This is a genomic window from Ideonella azotifigens, assembly GCF_021043325.1.
Lineage (GTDB): Bacteria > Pseudomonadota > Gammaproteobacteria > Burkholderiales > Burkholderiaceae_C > Ideonella > Ideonella azotifigens.
Genome location: NZ_JAJNKD010000005.1, coordinates 317,835 through 339,408 on the forward strand (window position 1 = coordinate 317,835; position 21,574 = coordinate 339,408).

Here is a 21,574-nt window from a genome sequence, read left to right on the forward strand (position 1 = left end):
GCCCCGCGCACTGGGCGGGGCGGAGTCGGCCTGACTGAACGGAGCGGCCTTCAGGCCTGCTCGGACAAGGTGGCCATGTCCACCACAAAGCGGTACTTCACATCGCTCTTGAGCATGCGTTCGTAGGCGGTGTTGATGTCCTGGATGGCGATGGTCTCGATGTCGGAGACGATGCCGTGCTGGGCGCAGAAGTCCAGCATCTCCTGGGTCTCGCGGATGCCGCCGATCAGGGAACCTGCCAAGCGACGGCGCTTGAAGATCAGGCCGAACACGTCGGGGCCGGGGTGGGGGTGCTCGGGCGCGCCGACCAGGGTCATGGTGCAGTCGCGCTTGAGCAGGGTGATGAAAGGGTTCAGGTCGTGCTGGGCGGCCACGGTGTTGACGATGAAGTCAAACGAACTGGCATGCGCCGCCATGGCCGCGGCGTCCTTGGAGATCACCACTTCGGCGGCGCCCATGCGCTTGGCATCCTCGACCTTACCAGCCGAGGTGGTGAATAGCACCACATGGGCGCCCATGGCAGCTGCAATCTTCACCGCCATGTGGCCCAGGCCCCCCAGGCCCACAACCCCCACCTTCTGGCCTTTCTCGACGCCCCAGGTGCGCAGCGGCGAATAGGTGGTGATGCCGGCGCACAGCAGCGGCGCCACGCTGGCCAGCTGCTTCTCGTCATGGGCGATGCGAAGCACGTAGCGCTCGTCCACCACGATGCGACTGGAGTAGCCGCCGAAGGTGTTCTCGCCACCGAAGACCGGGCCGTTGTAGGTGCCGGTGAAGCCGTTGTCACACAGTTGCTCCAGGCCTTCGCCACAAGGTTCGCAGTGGCGGCAGCTGTCGATGATGCAGCCCACACCGACCAAGTCACCGAGCTTGAATTTGGTGACGTCGGTGCCGGCCGCGCTGACGCGGCCGACGATCTCGTGGCCCGGCACCGAGGGGTACATCGTGTTCTTCCACTCGTTGCGCGCGGTGTGCAGGTCGGAGTGGCAGACGCCACAGTAGAGAATGTCGATTTGCACGTCGCGTGCCTCAGGCGTACGCCGCTCCAGCCGGAAAGGCGAGAGCGGTTCAGAGGCGGATGGGGCTGCGTAGGCGAGTGCGGTGGTCATCAAGTCTTCCAGGGCTGGATTCGGGCGATGTTGTCTGACTGTCAGCTACCCCTTTTGCGTCGCCTGCCATCCGGGGCACCGACACAGGCAGGGAGCGGGGACGATGGATGTCCCAACATGTCCCAATGCTAGGCATAAGGTAGCTCGCAGGCGCATGCCAAACGGCATGCGCCTATGAGTTGTGATTCATGAATGCGCATGCCACCATTCGGGCAGGCCAATGACAAGCCAGAACCTCGCCTACCATGCTGGATCACATTAATGACATCACCAACTTCCTCGCCGTGGCGAGCGAACGCAGCTTCACCCGCGCCGCCGCGAAGCGGGGGGTGTCGCAGTCCGCGCTCAGCCACTCCGTGCGGGCTCTGGAAGCCCGGCTGGGGGTGCGATTGCTGACGCGCACCACGCGCAGCGTCGGCATGACCGAGGCCGGCGAGCGGCTCATGCGCTCCATCGCGCCACGGCTGGCGGAGATCGAAGCCGCACTGGCCTCCGTGAGCGAGCTTGGCGAGAAGGTGGCGGGCACCATCCGCATCACCGCCATCGACCATGTGGTCGATTCCGTGGTGTGGCCGAGGCTCGAAGGGCTGTTGCACCGCTACCCGGACCTCAATATCGAGATCGACAGCGAGTACCGCATGATCGACATCGTGGCCGAGCGCTACGACATCGGCATCCGCTGGGGAGACCAGGTCGAGAAGGACATGATCGCCGTGCGCATGACGGCCGACCAGCCGATGGCCATCGTCGGCTCGCCCGGCTACCTGGCCGAGCGTGGCCTGCCGCGCACGCCGCAGGACCTGCTGCGCCACAACTGCATCACGCTGCGGCTGGCCAGCAGCGGGGGCCTCTATGCCTGGGAGCTGGCGCACGAAGGCCGCCCCACCGAAGCGAAGGTGACGGGGCAGACCATCTTCACCAGTGTGTTCCCGATGCTGAAGGCGGCCTTGTCGGGGCATGGGCTGGCCTTCCTGACGGCCGACATGGTGCAGCCCCACCTCCAGGCCGGCCGTTTGAAGCAGGTGATGGCCGAGTGGTGCCCGTCTTTTCCCGGCCTGCATGCGTACTACACCAGCCGCCGCCACCCGACACGCGCGCTGGCCGCGGTGATCGAGGGCCTGCGGGAGCCGGAATCTGCCTGAGGGCGCGAGGCTCAAGGGGGCAGCGGATCGGCGGCCGCGGCGGGCGGGCCGACCTGGTACTGCGCGTCCGCCTCCCGCTCCATCCAGATCACGGCCTTGCCGTCCAGCGCCTACTCGTTCCTGAACTTCCACCGGCCATGCCTGTTCTCGACCGGTAAACCCGACCCGAAAAAGCCGGGGCGCATCAAGCGGGTCTACAGGCCCCAGGACGCGATGACGCCGCTGGACAAGCTGGCCAGCTTGCCCGAGGCGACCCAGGGCCTGCGTGAGGGCATGACGCTGGCACACCTGCGCGAGTAGGCCACGGCGTTGAGCGACTTGCAGGCCGCCGAGGAACTCAACGAGGCACGCCAGGCGCTATTCCGGCGAGTGCCCGCTCTGACGGGTTGATGCGCACACGTCGCGGGCGGGGGAGCCTCCGGCGGCCTGGCGGTGGCCTTGGATTGAGAAATCAATCAAAGCCCAGAACCGCCCCAATACACTGCCCGCTCCTACAACGGATCGACGCTCCAAGGTCGGCGGCACGATCCGCATCACAGCGATTGACCATGTGCTGAATTCCGTCATGTGGCCACGCCTGGATCCACTGCTTCAAAGGTATCCCGAACTCAAGATCGAGATCAGCGCTGACTACCGCATGGTCGACATCGACGCAGATCGCTATGACATTGGCGTTCGCTGGGGTAACCAGGTCGAGAGGGACATGATCGCCGTCCGCATGACCGCTGAACAACCCATGGTCATCGTCGCTTCTCCGGGATACCTCGCAGTGCGCGGCGTGCCGTGCACGTCGCAGGATCTGCTGCGACACAACTGCATCACACTGCGCCCGACAAGCGGCGGCGGCATCTGCGGCTGGGCGCTCGAGCACAAGGGCCGCAAGACCGAGGCGAAAGTCACCGGCCAGACGGTTTTCACGAGCGTCTATCCGATGCTCCAGGCCGCCCTGTCCGGCCACGCCCTCGTCTTCGTCACGGCCGACCTGGCGCGGCGCCACGTCGAGGCCGGGCGTCTCGTCTCCGTCATGCAGGAGTGGTGCCCGTTGTTCCCTGGGCTGCATGCCTGCTATTCGAGGCGGCGAAACCCGACGCGTGCACTGACGGTGGTCATTGAGGCATTGCGCGAGCCGCTGACATCGCTCTGAGGCCGCGGCTTTTCGACTGCCGTGAGCTGCCGTGGAGTTTCACGGCCGGGGCTCGGCAGGTACTGCTCGCCGGTCACTGTACTGTCCTGCCATCCGGTGGGACGTTGGCGTCACACATTGCATTGGTCGACACCGGCTATCGGCTGCAGGGGTCAGTCGTCGCCCAACTGAAGCCTGCTCGGCTGGCGGCGCTCGATCGACCACTTGAGCAATGCGGCAGCACGGAAAATGCCGTGCGCGAACTTGCCGTAGGGCATGGTGGCAAACAGCGCCATCACCGATCCCAGATGAATACACAGCGCCAGCGGCAGGGCGCCCGTGCCTTTGGCAAGCATCAGCGCCAAGCCGCTCGCGCCGGTGACGAACAGCAGCGCGATGAAGCCACGGTCCATCGGCTTCTGCGCCGCGTCCTGTTGCAGCGGATGGCGCCGCAGGTTCAGGTAGAACAGCCCCGCGGTGCCCGCCACCAGAGCAAGCCCACCGGTGATGCCAAGCAGCTTGGGCAGGCTGGTGTAGCCGTAGGGGGCCGGCATGTTCAGCGCATAGTGGTAGAGCGTGGCCACGCTGGTGGCGGCGAAGCAGAGCATGAAGCCGTAGAAGGTCAGGTGATGGAAGCGCCGCCGTAGGAGGGTGAAGCGGTCGTCCTCGTTGTTGCAGCCGTCGCCATGGCCGCCGTCCAGGTACTTGAGCGTCAGCGCATTGCGGACCGACTCCGTGATCGCAGGCGCCGATGTCGGCCCGGGCGACTCCTCGTGCCAGAACTTCCGAACGCCCATGCCGAGGGCCAGCACCGCGAACAGGAAGATCGGTGCGAACAGGCCGACGAGCGTGTTGTGCGGGAAGATGCCGTAGAAGTTGCTGTCCACGGCGCCCCACAGGCTGCCGGTCGAGGCCACGGTGAGCATCAGGAACAAGGCCAGCCCCGCGGTCATCGCCAGCGACAGCGTCAGGCCGTTGCGCCGATAGAGCCCTCCCAGGGCGGGTGGCCAGGCGTACTGGGAGTACGTGTCCAGCCGGACCTTCGTCATGGCCTGCGGAACGTTGACGCCGAACTCGTGTGGCGGCGCGTATTGGCAGGCATGCAGGCAGGCACCGCAGTTGTGGCACAGGTTGGCCAGGAAGTTGACGTCGTTCTTGCCGAATTCCAGCCGCCGCGTCATCGCCGGGAACACGCCGCAGAAGCCCTCGCAATAGCGGCAGGCATTGCAGATCTGCAGGACGCGCGCGACCTCGGTCTCGTTGTCGGTGAGGACCTGCAGCGGAATGACGCGGTGGCCGTTGGCGAGCTCGGAGGCCTCGCGCACCAAGGTTTCAAGCTGCTGCACGGACGTTCTCCTGAAGGGCTGACTGCGCAGCGCGGGTGCCGGCGATGCGGCCGAAGGCCGTGCCGATGCTCATGCCGACGCCGGCGGTGTAGCCCTTGCCCAGGACATTGCCGGCCATCATCTCGCCGGCGACGAAGAGGTTGGGACTGGCGCGGCCGCCGAAACGCACCGCGGCGGTTTCGTCGACCTTCAAGCCGAGGTAGGTGAAGGTCACGCCGGGGCGCAAGGCATAGGCGTGGTAGGGCGGGGTGTCGATGCGCCGGGCCCAGTGGGTTTTGGGGGGCGCGAGGCCCACGGTGTGGCAGTCGTCCAGCGCGGTGTGGTCGAAGGTCCCGGGCTGGCAGGCCGCGTTGTAGGCGTCGAGCGTCTGCATGAAGGCGGCCACGTCGAGCCCGAGCGCCTGTGCAAGTTCGGGCAGGGTCTGGGCCCGGGTGCCGGGGAACACCGGCGGCATGAATCGACCCTGTGCCTTGGCATCGATGATCGAGAACGCGACCTGGCCCGGCTGCTGCGCGACCAGCCGGCCCCAGATGGCATAGCGCTTGGGCCAGAAGTCCTCGCCCTCGTCGTAGAAGCGTTCGGCGTCGCGGTTCACCACCAACCCGAGCGAGACGCAGTCGATGCGGGTGCAGATGCCGCCGTCGTAGAGCGGCGCACGGGCGTCGATGGCGACCATGTGCGCTTGCGTCGCGTCACCGATGGTGTCGGCACCGGCATCGATCATGAAGCGCAGCAGGGTGCCGGTGTTGAAGCGGGTGCCGCGGATCAGGAAGTTGTCGGCCGGGTGTTCGCCGCGCTCGTTCATGCCCCAGGCTTCGCGAAGCCATTCGCGGTTGGATTCGAAGCCGCCGGCGGCGAGCACGCAGCTGCGCGCGCTGAAGCGCCGGGTGCCCGAGTACGCTGCCGAGAATCTGCCGTCACGCAGCTCGAGGCGATCGACCGGCGTGTCGTAGCGCACTTCCACGCCCAGCCGTTCCGCGCTGCGGTAGTAGGCGTTGACAAGCGCCTTGCCGCCGCCCATGAAAAAGGCGTTGGTGCGCGCCGTGTGCAGCGCACCGGACAAGGACGGCTGGAAGCGCACGCCGTGCTGCCGCATCCAGGGCCGGCAGGTGGACGAGGCCCGAATCACCAGGCGAGCCAGTGCCTCGTCGGTGGCGCCGCCGGTCACCTTGAGCAGGTCCTGCCAGTACTCCTCCTCCGGGTAGGCGTCGGCCAGCACGTCCTGCGGTGCGTCGTGCATGCAGCGCAGGTTGCGGGTGTGCTGCGAATTGCCGCCGCGCCATTCGCGCGGAGAGGCCTCGAGCAGCAGCACCGAGGCGCCGGCCTCGCGCGCCATCAGCGCTGCGCACAGAGCCGCATTGCCGCCCCCGATCACCAACACGTCGAACATGGCTTCAGTCATGAGCGGCAGTCTAGGAAGGGCGCCGAGGCACGGCTAGAGGGAGCGGTGGCAATGGGTCTTCACGAAGCGTGAAGGGTGGCGCCGGGCCAGAGGCCCGCCGAGATTGTCGCCGCCGCCACGTCGCGCAGGACGATGCGGGTGGCCAGCGCCGCGGGCGACAGCTCGTCGTCGCCGAGGCTGGCCAGGGTGTTCAGGCGCCTGGCCTGGTCGTCGGCGATCTCGATCCGCACCAGGGCGTCCTGCGGCAACCGCGCCGTCGCGGCGCCCGGCTGCACCGTGGCGGCGATCCCTGCGCGCACGGCGTCCATCAGCACCGCCAAGCCGTCGACTTCCAGCACCACCCGGGGCTCGCAGCGCGCGCGCGCGAAGGCGCTGTCGACGGCCGCTCGCAGTCCGTGCGGCCGGCTCGGCAGCACCAGCGGCAGGCCGGCGATGTCCGCCACGGCGAGGCGCGCCCGGCCGTGCAGCGCCTGCAGGCCCGGCAGCTCCGCTGAGCCGATGAAGAACAGCCGTTCCTCGAGCAGCGGCAGCAGCGTCCAGCGCTGTGCAGAACCGGGGTCGAACAGCACGGCCATGTCGAGCTGGCGTGCGTTCAACATCGCCGTCAGGTTGCCGGACAGGCTTTCCACCAGTCGCAGGCGCACGTCGGGGTAACGCTCGCGCATCGCGGTGATCAGCGGCATGGCGAGCATCGCCGCGGTAGACGACGCCAGGCCCAGGCTCACATGGCCCGACAGCCGCGCCTGCTGGGCCGCGCGCACCGCGTCGTCGGCATGCCGCAGGGTCAGCTGGGCCTGCTTGTAGAAGGCCATGCCCGCGTCGGTGGCGCGGGTGCCGGCGGCCGAGCGGTGCAACAGCCGCGTGCTCAGTTCGCTCTCGAGCCGGCTCAGTTGCTGGCTCAGTGCGGACGTCACCACGCCCAGCTCCTTGGCCGCGAGGCCGAGGCTGCCGAGCTCGATCACGCTGACGAAGTAGCGCAGTTGACGGAGTTCCAACGGCGTCCTTGCAAGTGTCGGATGGCGGCTGGCTTCGGCGGTCCCGCGCGAGCCCGCGGCCAGCGCCTACGCTACAGCCTGGGCCCTGTCGGCGCTCTGGCGGGTGGCGTCGTGGAACCGGCTGAAGGTGTCGTCCAGCCCCGCCGCCGAGCCGAGCCGGTTCGACTCGGCCTGCAGCAGGCTGCGAACCAGGTTGCCGATCATCATCGGCGCACCGACCTTTGCGGCCAGCTGCGATGCCAACGTGAGGTCCGCGACCACGCTGCGCAAGGGCACGTCCGCCGTGGTGCGGCCGGCGGCGATGGCCGGCAGCAGCCGCACCGTGCCGCTGTTGTTGCCGGAGCATCGCGTCAGCACCGTGCCCATGTCTTCGACCGACAAGCCGTTGCAAAAGCCCATCGCCGCGGTTTCGTAAGTCACCAAGCGGTTGGCCGCGGCGACCGTGGCCACCACCAGCGCCGCAGCCCGGCCGTTGCCGGCATCGCCGAAGTCGATCACCTTTGGGCAAATGGCTTCCAGCAGCGGACGCACCGCCGCCACTGCGCCCGCCGGGCCGCCGCAGGTGATGGCCGATGCCTCCGGCAGGGCCGCGTGCGATTCGCAGTGCAGCGGGGCGTCGATGAAGCCGATGCCGCGCTGCTGAAGCTCTGCCGCCAGGGCCTGGGCGTCGGCCGGATCGCCAGAGTTCAGGTCGACCACCGTCGTGCCGCTCGGCAGCCGGGCACCGAAGCCCGCGGCGTCGTGCAGCGCGGCCGAAGCGGCGCAGACCAGCAGCACGCGGCACTGCTGCGACAAGGCGGCCAGATCCTGCACCGGCACGATCTCGCGCTGAAGGTGCTCGGTCGGCCACTCCGGCGCCAGCACGTGAACACGGAATGCCTTCGAGAGGCGGCGTGCCACCACGGCTGCCAACGGGCTGCTGCCCACAATGCCTACGTTCATGTTCTGAGCCTCAATGAGCGGAAGATGCCAGGGGGGCGCCGGTGAAGCGTGCGTTGGCCATCGATTCGACGACCCGGATCATGTCTTCGAGCTGGGCCTGCTCGCCCAGCGTGTTCAGGCCGATCTGCAGCAGGCCGCGAACGATGTCCGAGACCGGCATCGGCACGCCCTGGGCCATGCCCATCGACAGCGCCTGGTTGACGTCCTTGACCTGCAGCCCCAGACCGAACTTGGTCGATTGCCGGCCTTCGGCGATCGCCACCAGCATGCCCTGCGTGGTGAAGTTGCGCCCGGTGGTGTGGTTCAGCGCCTCGGTCATGGCCTCCAGCGGCAGGCCGAACTTGCGGCCCATGGCCACCGCCTCCAGCGTAGCCAGGCGGCAGCCGGCGTTCATCATGTTGTTGACCGCCTTCATGGTCTGGCCGTTGCCGACCCGTCCGCCGCAATAGAAGACGTTCGGGCTGATGGCTTTCAGGATCGGCAGCACCTTGGCGTACACCGGCTCGGGGCCTGAGGCGATGATGGATACCGTGCCGGCGATGGCCGTGGCCATGGCACCCGACACCGGCGCATCGATCAGGTCCACGCCCTGCTCGGCCAGGCGGCTGGCGAAGCGGCGTGTCTCGCCCGGCACGCCGCTGGTCTGGTCGACCACGATCGCACCCGGCGACAGGCCCTCTGCCAGCCCGTCCGGCCCGAACAGTACCCGCTCCACGTCAACGCTGCGTGGCAGGCACAGCAGCACCACCTCGCAGCCCTTTGCCAACGCCTTGGCCGACGGCGCTGCGCGCGCGCCCAGCTGCTCGAAGGTGGCGACCACGGCAGGGTTGAGGTCGAGGACGCTCAAGCTGTGTTTGTCCACCAGATGACGCGCGAGGGCGCCGCCCATCGCGCCCAGACCGATATACCCGACTTGCATTCGATGCTCCTGGAAAGCCGGTGTCGCCCGCGAAGACCGCCGGACGACACGACGGCCAAATTGTCGCGGCCGTGTCGACGCGGGTCGAGTCGGTTCTTTTGGCGGCGACGGTAAGTGCCGCTGACGCTGTGCGCCCCCGCCGGGTCAGTGGGCACCGCCCAGGTCGAGCGACTCGCTGCGCAGCGCCTCCACGAAGTGCCCGACCAGGCGGCTGCCGAGCGCCGGCTCCCAGATCGCGCCGATGTCCGGCGAGGGGATCGCCGGGCTCAGTGGCACGCGCTGGATCAGCCCGAGCGGCCGATAGAGCTGCAGCTCCGCAGCGCTGAGGATGGTGAGGTAGTCGCGCTCCTCCAGCAGCAGTTGCACCCGGATCGACGACCCGGCTTCGACACAAGGTACCGGCGGCCGCTGCTTCTGCATCGCGAAAGCTTCGTCGAACGCTGCCCGCATGACCGAGCCGGCAGGCGGCAGCAGCCAGGGATGGCGGTCCATCGACGCCCAGCTGGCGCCGGCCGGGCCGAGCAATGCATGGCCGCTGCGTGCCACGACCTGCAGGCTGTCGGCGCGCAGCGGCGCGGTGGCAAAGCCCGAGGCCAGGGCCTGGGCGCTGAGCGCGCCGATGATGAGGTCGATCTCTCGCCGCGCCAGCTGTTCCAGCAGTTCCGACAACGATGCTTCGACCACCGACACGAAGATGCCGGGCTGTTTCTGCTGCAGCCGTGCGATGGCGCGCGGCAACAAGACCCGCGGCAGACCGGTGCCCACTCGCAGCCGCCCCTGCAGCCCGGCGTGGAGGGCCAGGAAATCGGCGTGCGTTCGGCGCACGTCGCCCAGCATGCGCGAGGCATGCGCGCGCAGCACCTCGCCATCCGGCGTCAGCGAAAGCCGGCGTCCGCGCACGAACAAGGGCTGACCGATGGCCTCTTCCAGGTCGGCCAGCCAGTGCGACAGCGCTGGCTGAGTCATGTGGAGTTGCCCGGCGGCAGCGGTCATGCTGCCGGTTTCGTCGAGTGCGAGGAACACTTCCAGGTGCCGGATCTTCAACCGGCGGGCCCAGGGAATGGTCTCGAGAAGATCGGACATGTGCGATTGCTGATGGACGCATCGATTCTATTCATTGGCAAGTCAGGACACCGATCCAGAGAATCCGCCGCATGGAGACCTTCGACTACATCATCATCGGCGCCGGCTCGGCAGGCTGCGTGCTGGCCCGGCGACTCTCGGACAATCCCGCGATCCGGGTGTTGCTGCTAGAAGCCGGCCCGCCGGCAGACAAATTTTGGGTCCGCACACCGGCGGGCATGGCCAAGCTCTATTTCCACGACAAGCTGAACTGGAACTACTTCACCGAACCGATGCCCGAAATGCTGAACCGCCGGATGTACTGGCCGCGCGGCAAGGGGCTCGGCGGCTCGAGCGCGATCAACGGCATGGTCTACATCCGCGGCCACCGCCAGGATTTCGATACCTGGCGTGCTCTCGGCAACCCTGGCTGGGGCTTCGACGACGTGCTGCCGTACTTCAAGCGCATGGAGCACTTCGAGCGTGGTGGCGACGCCTACCGCGGCCAGGACGGGCCGCTTTGGATCAGCGATCCGGTGATCCGCCACCCTGCGTCCGCCGACTTCGTGGCCGCGGCCGAGCGCCACGGCATCCCGCGCACCGACGACATGAACGGCGCCCTGCACGATGGCGTCGGCTTCATGCAGCACAACATCAAGCACGGCCGGCGCCACTCGGCCTGGATGGCCTATGTGGAACCGGTGGCCCAGCGTCCCAATCTGGTGGTGCGGACCGGCTGCATGGTGCAACGGATCGTCTTCGACGGACGAATGGCGACCGGCGTCTCGGTGATCTCCGGCGGCGAAACCCGCGTCCTGCAGGCGACGCGGGAGGTGATCGTGTCGGCCGGAGCGGTGAACTCGCCGCAGTTGCTGATGCTCTCCGGCATCGGGCCTGGCGAGGAACTGCAGCGCTTCGGCATTTCGCCGGTCGCGCTGTCGCCAGGCGTGGGCGGCAACCTGCAGGATCACTTCTACGTGCACACCAGCTACCGGTCGACGCGGGACAGTTCCTACAACCACGAGATCACCGGCGCGCGGAAATACTGGACCGGCCTGCGCTACCTGTTGACGCGCTCCGGCTATCTCGCCCTCGGGTCTTCACAGGTGGCGGCGTTCGTCAAGAGCAGGCCCGAAGAGGACCATGCCGACCTGCAGATCAGCTTCAGGCCGATGTCCTTCACCTACCACGGCAACGGCCTGGTCGAGGTAGACCGCGAACCCTCGATCGCCGCGTCCGTCTACCGGCTGCGCCCTGCGGTGAGCGGCACCGTCCGCCTGCGCTCGCTGGACCCCTTGCAGCCGCCGCTGCTGCAGCCGGAGTTTCTGACGCACCAGGGCGACATCGACGCGGTGATCTCCGGCCTGCGGCAGATCCGGCGCATCCTGGCCACCGAGCCGCTCGCATCGCGGGTCGTGGCGGAGATCCTGCCCGGGAGCGAAGTGCAGAGCGACGCCGCGTTGCTCGACTACCTGCGACAGCACGGCAACTCCGCGATGCATCCATCCGGCACCTGCAAGATGGGCTCAGACCCGTTGGGCGTGGTCGACGAGCGGCTGCGGGTGCGGGGCGTCGAGCGGCTGCGCGTGGTTGACGCGTCGATCATGCCGCACGTGACCTCCGGCAACACCAATGCGCCCACGATGATGATTGCCGAGAAGGGCGCGGACATGATCCTTCACGACGCCGTGGCCCACTGCCCGCGCCAGGCGGCCTGACGGTGCCCGCGCCGGCACCGCGGCGCCGAGCGTCGCATTTGCTGACCGTCGGCGGCAGTAAAAGCGACCAGTCAGGCGTCGGCCCGGCAACCACAATTTCCGTTTGGCAGGGGCGAGCCGCGCCGCCGCCGTTGCCCACACTCAAGGAGCATCAGATGATCGATCTTGCACATCAGCCACGCTACGCCGGCAAGGTGGCCTTCGTGACCGGCGCCGGCAGCGGCATCGGCCGGGCGACGGCGCTGGCCTTCGCGCGCGAGGGGGCCAGCGTGGTCGTGGTGGACATCGCCGAGCCGGCGAACCGCGAGACCGCGCGGCTCGTTGAGCAACTTGGCGCTCGCGCATTGGCCGCCAGCTGCGACGTGTCGAACGGGGACGCCGTGCGCGGGGCGCTCGACGAGGCGATGCGGACTTTCGGCCGGCTCGACTTCGCCTTCAACAACGCCGGCATCGAACAGCCGGCCACCTCACTGGCCGACCTCAGCGAAGAGGTCTGGGACCGCATCATCCGGGTGAACCTGCGCAGCGTCTTCGTCTGCATGAAGTACCAGATTCCGCTGATGGTCCAGGGCGGCGGCGGCGCGATCGTCAACACGTCGTCAGGAGCCGGCGTGCTCGCCATCCAGGGGCAATCGTCGTATTGCGCGTCCAAGTTCGGCGTCACCAGCATCAGCAAGGTGGCTGCCCTGGAATATGCCAAGTCCAAGGTCCGGATCAATGCGGTGTGCCCCGGCATCATCGACACCGAGATGATCGAGCGCTACACCCAGGGCACGCCGGAGGGCCGCGCCAGGGTGATCGCGCAGGAGCCGATCGGCCGCATGGGCAAGGCCGAAGAGATTGCAGCAACGGTGCTCTGGCTGTGCTCCGACGAGGCGGCTTTCGTGACCGGTCACGCCATGGTGGTGGACGGTGGACAGACCGCCGGCATCTGAGGTCGAACCCTCGGCGTGCTTCAGGCGCGCTTACCTTCGACACCAGAAAAACCGACTCGACCTGACCAGAGGCGGCGCAAATAATCCGCCGACCCCAGTGACTCCCAGTCGATTGGGACGGCGGTCTGCCAGCGGGGCGGTTGCCGCAGAGCCGGGCACTCGAGAAGAGGGCGTGCCGGCCCGTGGATGGGCATGACTGGCATGGGCCGCTCCGGCGTGGTTGGCAGGCGGAGTGCGGCAAGAGACAGCCAACGTAAAACTTAACTATTCAAATTGGAGACAGGCATGAAAGAGATCAAGACGCTAGGGGTGGCCATTGGCGCCGCTGCATTGGCGCTCGTGGCAGGCGCGGCAGGCGCCAAGGACATCACGCTGGGCTATGTGGCCAACAGCATGCAGTTCCCGTACGACGCGGCGCTGGGCAAGGGGTTCCAGGAGGCTTGCAAGGAGCTGGGCTGCAAGACCGTCGTGATCGACGCGCGGGCCAGCGTCGAGCGCCAGGGCAATGCCATCGAGGACCTGATCGCGCAGAAGGTGGATGGCATCACCATCATCGCCACCGACTCGGTGGTGGCCCTGGGATGGGTGGACCGGGCGACGGATGCCAAGATCAATTTCGTTGCCTCTGCCGCGCAGATCGGTGACACCGACAAGGTACCGGTGAAGCAGGTGTACTCCAAGCTCACGGCGCTCGTCATCACCGACGATGTGGTCGCCGGCGAGCGTGCGGGCGAGTTGGCCGTGAAGTTCCTGCCCAAGGGCCGCACGGTAAAGATCGGCATCATCGAGGGTGCCCCCGGCTTCGCGGTGGTTCGGCAGCGCACCGAAGGCTTCAAGAAGGCACTGACTGCGGCGGGCGTGAAATTCCAGATCGTGGCTTCGCAGCCGACCGACTGGACGCCGGCCAAGGGCGAGGCGGTCTGCCAGAACATCCTGACGGCGAACCCCGACCTCGATCTGTTCTTCAGCCACGCCGACGACATGGCCCTCGGCTGCTCGCGCGCGATCCGGGCCGCAAACTCGAATGTGAAGCTGGTCTCGACCGGCGGCGGCTCGAAGCTCGGCAATGACGCCATCAAGAATGGCGAGATTGACGGCTCGGTCTGCACCAAGCCCGCCACGATCGGCCGGCTGGCGGCCAAGGCGCTCTACGACGCGGCGACCGGCAAGAACACCAAGAAGGCCCAATACATCTCGTACGACACGCCGGCGATCACCAAGGACAACCTGGCCGCGTGCCCGGCCGAGTGGTGATCCCGAGGTGCAGCACTTGACCGTCGAGGAGCGGGTTCGATGCCGGTGACACAGCATGTCCCGCTGATGCAGCTGCAGGGACTCAGCAAGGCCTTCCTGAACGGGGCCGTGGTGGCCTTGCGCGGTGTCGACCTGGTGATCGAGCCCGGCATGGTGCACGGCCTGCTGGGAGCCAACGGCGCTGGCAAATCCACGCTCATCAAGATCCTGTCGGGGGCCTTCCCGGCGTCCGGCGGCAAGATCCTGTGGAAGGGTGAGCCGGTTCAATGGTCGTCGCCGCGTGAAGCGAGCGCGATGGGCGTGGCGACCGTCCACCAGCACGTGCCCCTGGTGCCGACGCTGTCGGTGCTGGAGAACGTTTTCCTGGGCGACGAAGGCCGCTGGCGCCGTCATGCGGCCTATCGCTCGCGCTTCGACGAGCTCTGCGACCGAGTCGGTTACCGGCTCGACCCGGACCGTCTCGTGGGCGAGCTCGCCATCGGGCAGCGCCAGATGGTCTCGATCTTCCAGGCCCTGGGCACCGGGGCCGACCTGATCGTGCTGGACGAACCCACTGCCTCGCTGGCCAATGACGAGCGCGAGGTGGTCTACCAGACCGTGCGGCGCCTGAGCCGGGTCGAGAACAAGGCCATCCTGTTCGTCTCGCACTTTCTCGATGAAGTGGTGGCCCTGACCGATTGCCTCACCATCCTGCGCGATGGCCAGGCCGTCATGCGAGCGCAGACCTGCGACATGGACGAAACCCGCATCGCCGAGGCCATCGTCGGTCGGCAACTGGTGACACTGGAACGAACCTCCGCAAGGACGCGCAGGCCGGACGCACCGGTAGCGCTCGAATTGCGCTCGCTCGCTTCGCCGGGCAAGCTCCAGCCGATCTCGCTGACGCTGAAGGCCGGCGAGGTGCTCGGCATTGCGGGACTGCTGGGTTCGGGCCGCAGCGAGCTGCTGCACGCCATCTTCGGCGCGGATCCCGACGCCACCGGTACCGTCGCCGTCGCGGGCCGCGCGGTCGGCCGATCGACCATGGCGGCGGTGAAGGCGGGCATCGGTCTGGTGCCGGAGGACCGCGCGCGCCAGGGCCTGGTGCCGCAGTTCGAGATCTGGCGCAACACCACGCTGCCGGCTCTGGCCGGCGTCTCCTGGCGCCGCTGGCTGCCGGTGCGCCGCCATGAGGTGGCGCGCGGCGCCGAGGCGATCCGCAAGCTGAAGATCAAGGCGCCTTCGCCCGAAGCGTTGGTGACCGAGCTGAGCGGCGGCAATGCGCAGAAGGTGACCATCGCCAAATGGCTCTTCAGCGACATCCGGGTATTCCTTCTCGACGAACCGACAGCGGGCATCGACATTGGCGCGAAGACCGACATCCTCCGGCTTGTGCGCGAGCTGTCCGCCGCAGGCATGACAGTGCTCATCGTCTCGTCCGAATTCGAGGAGCTGCTCGCGGTGAGCGACCGGATCCTGGTGATGCGGGACGGCCGCTGCGTGGCGGAGCGGGCGCTCGAGGACACCTCCGAGCACGAGCTCATCCTTCTGGCGGGCGGGCAGAGCGCCCAGCCGAGCCTTGCGCCCACCGGTGGCGCGCAACTGACACAGACTGAGCGGCCATGGCACTGACGAATTCCCACCTCTCACACGCTTCCGATCCGACAGCGCGGCCCGTTGCGCCGCCGCGCGAGGCTGCGCCGGTCCATCAGGCCCTGCCTACGCAGTGGCGACGGGTGTTCGGTCTGCGCGAGATGGGCGTCTATTACGCCCTGCTGATCCTGGTGCTGGTGCTGGCGGTGGCGAGCGCCTACACAGGGCGGGTCAGCTACCTCAGCATGCAGAACATCACCAACGTGATGCATCAGTCATCGCTGACAGCCGTGATGGCGATCGCAATGACGGTGATCCTGATCACTGGCAATTTCGATCTTTCGGTCGCTTCCGTCGCAGCGCTTTCAGCCGCGGTGCTGATCGGCTTGGCCGACTCCATCGGCTTCTGGCCAGCGGTCGGTGCCGCAATGCTGGTGGCCGTACTGGCAGGGTTGCTCAACGGTGCCATCGTGCAGTACGTCGGCATCAATGCCTTCATCGTCACCCTCGGCACGCTGACGGCGATCCGCGGCATCGTGCTGATCTACACCGACGGCCGCTCCCTGTCGGTCGAGAGCCCCGAGGTGATCGCCTCGATGCGCGCCTTCGAGTCGGGCCGCGTGGCGATCGGCCTGCCGCTGATCTGCATCGGCGCCGTGCTGTTATTCGCCGGTGCCGCGGCGGCGCTGCGCAGGCGGCGCGAGGGCCGGGGCTTGTCGCCCGCGTCGCTCGGCATGCTGATGGGCGGGGTCTGCGCGATCGCAGTGGGTGCGGTGGGCGGATCGGAGCTGTCCGTCTCCAAGGCCGTGATCTACATGCTGATCTTCGCCTCGCTGGTGTGGTTCGTGCTCACCTTCACCACCGTCGGCCGCAAACTGTATGCCGTGGGCGGCAACCCCGAGGCGGCACGCCTGTCCGGCATCAACGTGTCGCGTTACCGGATGGCGGCGTTCATCCTGTGCAGCGCCGCGGCAGGCTTCGCCGGCGTGATGTTCGGCAGCCGCCTGCGGTCCATCAACCCGGCCGCGCTGCAGGGTGCCGAGCTGACGGTCATCGCCTCGGCGATCCTGGGCGGCACCTCGCTGTTCGGCGGCGCGGGCAGCGTGGTCAAGACGCTCGCAGGAGCGATGCTCCTGTTCACCCTGACCAACGGCTTCAACATGCTGAACCTCGGGGCCAACTACCAGGGGCTGATCGAGGGCACGGTGATCGTCATCGCCGCAGCGATCTACACGGTGGGCGGCCACGGTCGTGCCCGCGCACACTGATCTGGTCGGCCGCAGAGCCTCGCAACCTCCATCTCTCCCCATGACCCAAGACATCTGCCACGACTTTGCAAGGGCGAGTGCCGGCACCCGTTTTGAGGACCTGCCTGCTGCCGCCGTCGAGTCGGCGCGCAATAGCGTGCTCGACACGGTTGGCGTCACGCTCGCCGCGAGCGGCCTGGAGCCCGCGGTGCGGAACTTCGTCGACGTGGTCACCGAATGTGGCGGCCGCCGGGAGAGCACGGTCCTGGGCTTCGGTGATCGCCTGCCTGCACCTCTGGCTGCGTTGGCCAACGGTGCGATGGCGCATTGCCTCGACTTCGATGACCAGACGCCCTGGGGGGCTCATGCCGCGAGCTCCATCGTGCCGGCCGCCTTCGCGGTGGCCGAGCGCATCGGTGGTGTCTCCGGCCGAAAGATGTTGGCTGCGGTGGCGGTCGGCCAAGACTTGTTCGCGCGGCTGCGTTGCAACGTGGGCTGGCGAAAGGACTGGAACCTGTCGACCTCGGTGGGCATTTTCTCGGCCGCTGTGGCCGCCTCGCATGTGCTCGGCCTGGACGCGCGGCAGACCGCCCATGCACTGGGCATCGCCAGCATGCAGTCCAGCGGCACCATGGAGCTCATCTTCGGCACAGGGAGCGATCTGCGCGGCATGTACGCGGGCTTCACAGCGCAGGGCGCCGTGCTTGGCGCGCTGCTGGCGCAGCGCGGCATCACCGGCATCGATACGCTGTTCGAGGGCCGGGCCGGCATCTTCAATACCTACTATGGCGGGCACTACGACCGGGCTGCCATGCTGCACGGTCTGGGCACCGACTACCTGGGCGCCGGCACGCTCTACAAGGCCTGGCCGGCGGTCGGCAATGTGCACACCTACCTGCACGCGACGCTGGTCCTGATGAAAGAGCATCGACTGGCCAATGACGACATCGAGCAGGTCCTCGTCTCGGTGGGCGACTTCCAGAAGATCATGTCGTCGCCGCTGGAGCAACGACGCGCGCCGGCCACCCTGGTCGACGCGAAATTCAGCCTGCCGTTCTGCGTCGGCCTGGCGCTGGCGCGCGGCCGCGTCAAGGTCTCCGACTTCAGTGCCGCGACCTTGAAGGACCCACAGGTGCTGGCCGCTGCCGCCAAGGTGCTGCCGGTTGACGACAGCCGCTTTGACTGGAACACCACCCTGCCGGACGGGCGGGTGGAGATCGTGACCCGGGATGGACGGCATCTCGTGCGCGTGGGCGACAAGGTGCCGGGCAGCGCCGAAGCGCCGATGACATGGGACGACCTGGCGGAGAAGTTCCGCGACTGCGCAGGCGCGGCGACGGTGCCCGTCGCGGCCGAGCGGGTCGAGCGGGCATTGCAGCTCGCCCGCGACTTCGAGCACCTTGAGGACGTCAGCGAACTTTTCAGGACGCTGGCCTGAATCGGCCAGGTCACGGCGGCCGCGCTGCCGCCTCGCGGCGGCGGCAGCGACCAACGGTCACTTCGCCAGGAGCTTGACGATGTCCAGCAAGCGTTCGAGCGCGGGATCCATCTTGTCCTTGACCCACGCGAGCACGAAGCTGGTGGCGTGCGAGACATCCTGCAGCGGCACCACCGTGATGCCGTTGGGGTAGATGAAGTTCCGGCCCGTGACCGCCAGGCCGATGCCGATGCCGACCGAGATCAGGTTCAGCTGGGTCGAGATGGTCTTGACCTCTTGCACCACGTCCGGCTCGAAACCGGCCTCCTGGCACAGCGTGTAGAGCGGGCCGTAGCCGGGGCTGCTGACGGATTGCGGCACCACCACGAAACGCTCACCGGCCAAGTCGCTCAGCGTGACCGACTTTCGCTGGGCCAGGCGATGGTCGGTCGGCAGGGCGACACCCAGCGATCCGGTCTGGATGTGGAACCAGTCGAGCACGGTCTCGTCCTGGCTCATCAGGTTCGAGCCAGGCCCTTTGCGCACCTTGACCCGTCCGGGCCCGAAATGCATGAAGCCAGCATCCAGCTTGCCGTCGGCGAGCGCGCGGAACTGGTCGGTGGTGGATATCTCGTGCAGCGACAGCGTCACATCGGGATAGGCTTCCTTGTACTGCTTGATGGCCGCCCGGAACAGCGAGTTGAGCAGCGTCAGCGAGCCGTAACCGATGCTCAGGGTGCCGCTCTTGCCCTGGCCCACGCGTTGGGTCGCCAGCACCGCCTGGCCCAGCTGGTTCAGCAGCGCCTGGACCTGTGGCAGCAGCGTCTTGCCGGCTTCGGTCAGGCGGACCCGGTGCGCCAGACGCTCGAACAACGGCGTCCCGATCTCGTCTTCGAGGTCCGCGATGATCTGCGAGACCGCAGGCCGCGTGACATGCAAGCGGTCCGATGCGCGGCCGAAATGTTCTTCTTCGGCGGCGGCGATGAAATAGCGCAGGTGACGGAGTTCCATGAGTCCGCGGGAGTCTATCCGCACCTGGCCCGGCGCATGTTGCCGATGACGTCTCGCATACCCTGGGTTAGTTCAACTTACCGGACCCGCCAATAAATGCGACTCGACTCGACTGGGTGCGCTCTTGAGAATGGAGCTGTCGAAATTGAACGGGCGGAACCATGTCGAACAGCAACAGCAGTGCGGAGCCATTGCCGCTCGAGGGCGTCAAGGTGGTCGAGCTGGCCCACCTGATTGCCGGCCCTTACTGCTGTCAGATGCTCGCTGACGAAGGTGCCACGGTCATCAAGGTCGAGCCTCCCAGCGGCGACCTGACGCGGCACCGTCTGCCCGCGCGCCGCACCGAAACCGGCGACGTCACGGCGTACTACGCTTCGCTCAATCGGGGCAAACAGAGTCTGGTGCTCGACCTGAAGAACGAGCACGGCAAAGAGCTGATGCTGAGCCTGCTCGAAACCGCGGACGTGTTCGTCACCAACATGCGTGCGGCAGCGCTGGCGCGCCTTGGCCTGCATCCCAAGACCCTGCACGAGCGATTTCCACGATTGGTCATCGCCTGCATCTCGGGCTTCGGGCTGGACAATTCAGGCGATTACGCTGACCGTGCCGGACTGGCGATCGTGGCAGAGGCCATGTCCGGTGCCACCGGCCTCACCCGAGATCATTCCGGCAATCCGGTCTGGTGCGGTTTCGCGTTGGGAGACATCACTGCATCGGTGTCGGCTCACGCGGCCGTCATCCTCGCGCTGCGCAACCAGGAGCGTTTCGGCGTCGGCAAGTTGATCGACCTCGGCCTGGTCGAGTGCATGCTGCCGATGGTCTCGGTCGCCATGGGGCGCGCTCAGGTCGACGACGAAGTCGCGTCAAGCTTTACCGGCTCGAACAACTTCCATGGCATTCCCTATGGCGCGTTCCCGGCGTCGGATGGCGCCGTCAGCCTTGGCGTCAACCGCGATGACTTCTGGGCGCGCTTTTGCGTGGCCATGGGCCGCCCGGAGCTCGGCACCGATCCGCGTTATGCGACCTATGTGGAGCGCGCGAAGCGCCAGCGCGAGGTGCATGCCGTTGCCGAGGAATTCACCCGTGCGCACACCCGCGCCGAGATCACCGCCAAGCTGGTAGAGGCCGACGTGCCAGTGGCCTCCATCCTGGGCATGAAGGAAGTGATCCTGAACGACTATCTTCGCGAGCGAGGCTCGCTCTGGGAGGTCGACGATGGCCATGGCGGCACCTTCACCCTGCCTGCCAATACAGCCTGGCTCGAGAAGCCGCGCAAGGCACTGCGGGTGCCGCGCCTGGGTGAACATCGCGACAGTGTGCTGAAGGAACATCTGGGCCTCGGTGCGTCTGACATTGCCCGGCTGGATGGGGCCGGCGCCTTCGGCGTGGCACGGGATAGACCCAAGTCTTCCAACGCGGCCAAGAGCGACGTCGCAACCTCCCGCGACTGAGCCGCTCCGCGAGCTCCGCGCTGCGCCACCTCCACGGTTTCGGCGCGAGTCCTCTTGCTTTCACTTCATCCCATGTCATCGACACTTCGCCCGGCCGCCTTTGCGGTCAATACTTACTCCTACACGCTGGGGTCGAGCGTTCGTGACTGTCTCGAACGCCTGGCGCGGCGTGGCTTCAGGGCCTTCGAGCTGATGATGTACCCGGGCCATCTCTGGCCGGCCCACGCCGATGCTGCCGCCCGCCGCGAGCTGCGCGCCTTCGTCGAGACCAATGGCCTGCGCATCACCACGCTGAACATGCCGAACATCGATCTCAACGTCGCTGCGGCCACCGAAGAGATGCGGAGGTCGACCCTGGCCGTTCTGCAGTCAGTGGTGGTGCTCGCGGGCGACCTGGGGGCGGAAGGGGTGGTCATCGGCCCAGGCAAGGCGAACCCGCTGCTGGCCATGCCGCGTGACGCGCTGGTCGGTCATTTTCACCAGGCGCTGGCGCAGCTGGTTCCCCTGGCTGCCGACCTCGGGACCGCCGTCCACGTCGAGAACATGCCATTCGCCTTCCTGCCGCACATGGCCGGTCTGCTCGAAGCCGTCGACCAGTTCGCCGACGACCGGGTTGGCATCGTCTACGACCTCGCCAACGGCCATTTCGTCGGCGAGGATCTCTGCGAGGCGCTTCGGCTCTGCGCCCGGCGGCTGCGGGTGGTCCACCTGTCCGATACCGGCCGAAGCGTCTACCGTCACGATGCGGTCGGGCTGGGCACTGTCGACTTCCGCCCTGTGCCGGCCACGCTCGAGGCGATTGGCTTCCGCTGCCCGCCGGTACTGGAGATCATCGACCCGGAGCCCGATGCCGCCATCGAGCGCAGTGTGCTGGCGCTTCAGGGCATGGGCTGGGCCCCTGCAGTTGCCGCGGCGCGATGACGCCGCAT

19 protein-coding genes are annotated in these 21,574 nt (G+C 67.4%); 11 read left to right on the forward strand and 8 right to left on the reverse strand.

Annotated elements, in window-relative coordinates:
- Positions 1-50: 50 nt before the first annotated feature.
- Positions 51-1,109, reverse strand: coding sequence for an NAD(P)-dependent alcohol dehydrogenase (locus LRH25_RS14130; protein ID WP_141284389.1), 1,059 nt, complete (start codon positions 1,107-1,109; stop codon positions 51-53).
- Between the two features lie 245 nt (positions 1,110-1,354).
- Here LRH25_RS14130 and LRH25_RS14135 point away from each other — a divergent pair, with 245 nt between their 5' ends.
- The 3 genes from LRH25_RS14135 (at position 1,355) to LRH25_RS14145 (ending at position 3,395) form a co-directional block, all read left to right on the forward strand.
- Positions 1,355-2,251, forward strand: coding sequence for a LysR family transcriptional regulator (locus LRH25_RS14135; protein ID WP_141284387.1), 897 nt, complete (start codon positions 1,355-1,357; stop codon positions 2,249-2,251).
- A 96-nt stretch (positions 2,252-2,347) separates the two neighbouring features.
- Positions 2,348-2,551, forward strand: coding sequence for a hypothetical protein (locus LRH25_RS14140; protein WP_141284385.1), 204 nt, complete (start codon positions 2,348-2,350; stop codon positions 2,549-2,551).
- A 226-nt stretch (positions 2,552-2,777) separates the two neighbouring features.
- On the forward strand, positions 2,778-3,395 hold the full coding sequence (locus LRH25_RS14145) for a LysR substrate-binding domain-containing protein (RefSeq protein WP_259372415.1): 618 nt from the start codon (positions 2,778-2,780) through the stop codon (positions 3,393-3,395).
- Between the two features lie 152 nt (positions 3,396-3,547).
- Here the strand turns inward: LRH25_RS14145 and tcuB are convergent, their stop codons facing one another.
- From tcuB to LRH25_RS14175, 6 genes are all read right to left on the reverse strand, one after another.
- On the reverse strand, positions 3,548-4,720 hold the full coding sequence (gene tcuB, locus LRH25_RS14150; protein ID WP_141284381.1) for a tricarballylate utilization 4Fe-4S protein TcuB: 1,173 nt from the start codon (positions 4,718-4,720) through the stop codon (positions 3,548-3,550).
- A complete protein-coding gene (tcuA, locus tag LRH25_RS14155; protein ID WP_141284431.1) occupies positions 4,707-6,110 on the reverse strand; it encodes an FAD-dependent tricarballylate dehydrogenase TcuA in 1,404 nt (467 codons plus the stop codon). The genes tcuB and tcuA overlap by 14 nt, the downstream gene beginning before the upstream one ends.
- Positions 6,111-6,181: 71 nt before the next feature.
- Positions 6,182-7,117 (reverse strand): LysR substrate-binding domain-containing protein, encoded by a 936-nt coding sequence (locus LRH25_RS14160; RefSeq protein WP_231011395.1) that lies wholly within the window; start codon positions 7,115-7,117, stop codon positions 6,182-6,184.
- Between the two features lie 66 nt (positions 7,118-7,183).
- Entirely contained in the window at positions 7,184-8,059 is an 876-nt protein-coding gene (locus LRH25_RS14165) for an NAD(P)-binding domain-containing protein (RefSeq protein WP_231011396.1), read from the reverse strand.
- A 10-nt stretch (positions 8,060-8,069) separates the two neighbouring features.
- The gene (locus LRH25_RS14170; RefSeq protein WP_141291823.1) at positions 8,070-8,978 is read right to left on the reverse strand and encodes an NAD(P)-dependent oxidoreductase; all 909 of its coding nucleotides are present in this window, start codon (positions 8,976-8,978) and stop codon (positions 8,070-8,072) included.
- A 144-nt stretch (positions 8,979-9,122) separates the two neighbouring features.
- Complete coding sequence (locus LRH25_RS14175) at positions 9,123-10,061, reverse strand: LysR family transcriptional regulator (protein WP_231011397.1); 939 nt, start codon at positions 10,059-10,061, stop codon at positions 9,123-9,125.
- Between the two features lie 71 nt (positions 10,062-10,132).
- On the opposite strand from LRH25_RS14175, the gene LRH25_RS14180 reads away from it, so the two are divergent.
- The 6 genes from LRH25_RS14180 (at position 10,133) to LRH25_RS14205 (ending at position 18,204) form a co-directional block, all read left to right on the forward strand.
- Complete coding sequence (locus LRH25_RS14180) at positions 10,133-11,758, forward strand: GMC family oxidoreductase (RefSeq protein WP_141291174.1); 1,626 nt, start codon at positions 10,133-10,135, stop codon at positions 11,756-11,758.
- Positions 11,759-11,913: 155 nt separating this feature from the next.
- A complete protein-coding gene (locus tag LRH25_RS14185) occupies positions 11,914-12,693 on the forward strand; it encodes a glucose 1-dehydrogenase (RefSeq protein ID WP_231011399.1) in 780 nt (259 codons plus the stop codon).
- Between the two features lie 285 nt (positions 12,694-12,978).
- Entirely contained in the window at positions 12,979-13,947 is a 969-nt protein-coding gene (locus tag LRH25_RS14190; RefSeq protein WP_141286335.1) for a sugar ABC transporter substrate-binding protein, read from the forward strand.
- A 39-nt stretch (positions 13,948-13,986) separates the two neighbouring features.
- Complete coding sequence (locus LRH25_RS14195) at positions 13,987-15,558, forward strand: sugar ABC transporter ATP-binding protein (protein WP_141286336.1); 1,572 nt, start codon at positions 13,987-13,989, stop codon at positions 15,556-15,558.
- On the forward strand, positions 15,549-16,787 hold the full coding sequence (locus tag LRH25_RS14200) for an ABC transporter permease (RefSeq protein WP_211361319.1): 1,239 nt from the start codon (positions 15,549-15,551) through the stop codon (positions 16,785-16,787). The genes LRH25_RS14195 and LRH25_RS14200 overlap by 10 nt, the downstream gene beginning before the upstream one ends.
- Entirely contained in the window at positions 16,771-18,204 is a 1,434-nt protein-coding gene (locus LRH25_RS14205; RefSeq protein WP_231011401.1) for an MmgE/PrpD family protein, read from the forward strand. Before LRH25_RS14200 ends, LRH25_RS14205 begins: the two co-directional genes overlap by 17 nt.
- A 57-nt stretch (positions 18,205-18,261) precedes the next feature.
- Here LRH25_RS14205 and LRH25_RS14210 read toward each other — a convergent pair whose 3' ends face one another.
- Positions 18,262-19,194: a LysR substrate-binding domain-containing protein gene (locus tag LRH25_RS14210; protein WP_141286340.1), complete on the reverse strand. Its 933-nt coding sequence runs from the start codon at positions 19,192-19,194 to the stop codon at positions 18,262-18,264.
- 161 nt (positions 19,195-19,355) lie between these two features.
- Here LRH25_RS14210 and LRH25_RS14215 point away from each other — a divergent pair, with 161 nt between their 5' ends.
- Together LRH25_RS14215 and LRH25_RS14220 are read left to right on the forward strand one after the other, a co-directional pair.
- Positions 19,356-20,645: a CaiB/BaiF CoA transferase family protein gene (locus tag LRH25_RS14215; RefSeq protein ID WP_141286342.1), complete on the forward strand. Its 1,290-nt coding sequence runs from the start codon at positions 19,356-19,358 to the stop codon at positions 20,643-20,645.
- 72 nt (positions 20,646-20,717) lie between these two features.
- A complete protein-coding gene (locus LRH25_RS14220; RefSeq protein ID WP_141286344.1) occupies positions 20,718-21,566 on the forward strand; it encodes a sugar phosphate isomerase/epimerase family protein in 849 nt (282 codons plus the stop codon).
- Positions 21,567-21,574 lie beyond the last annotated feature (8 nt).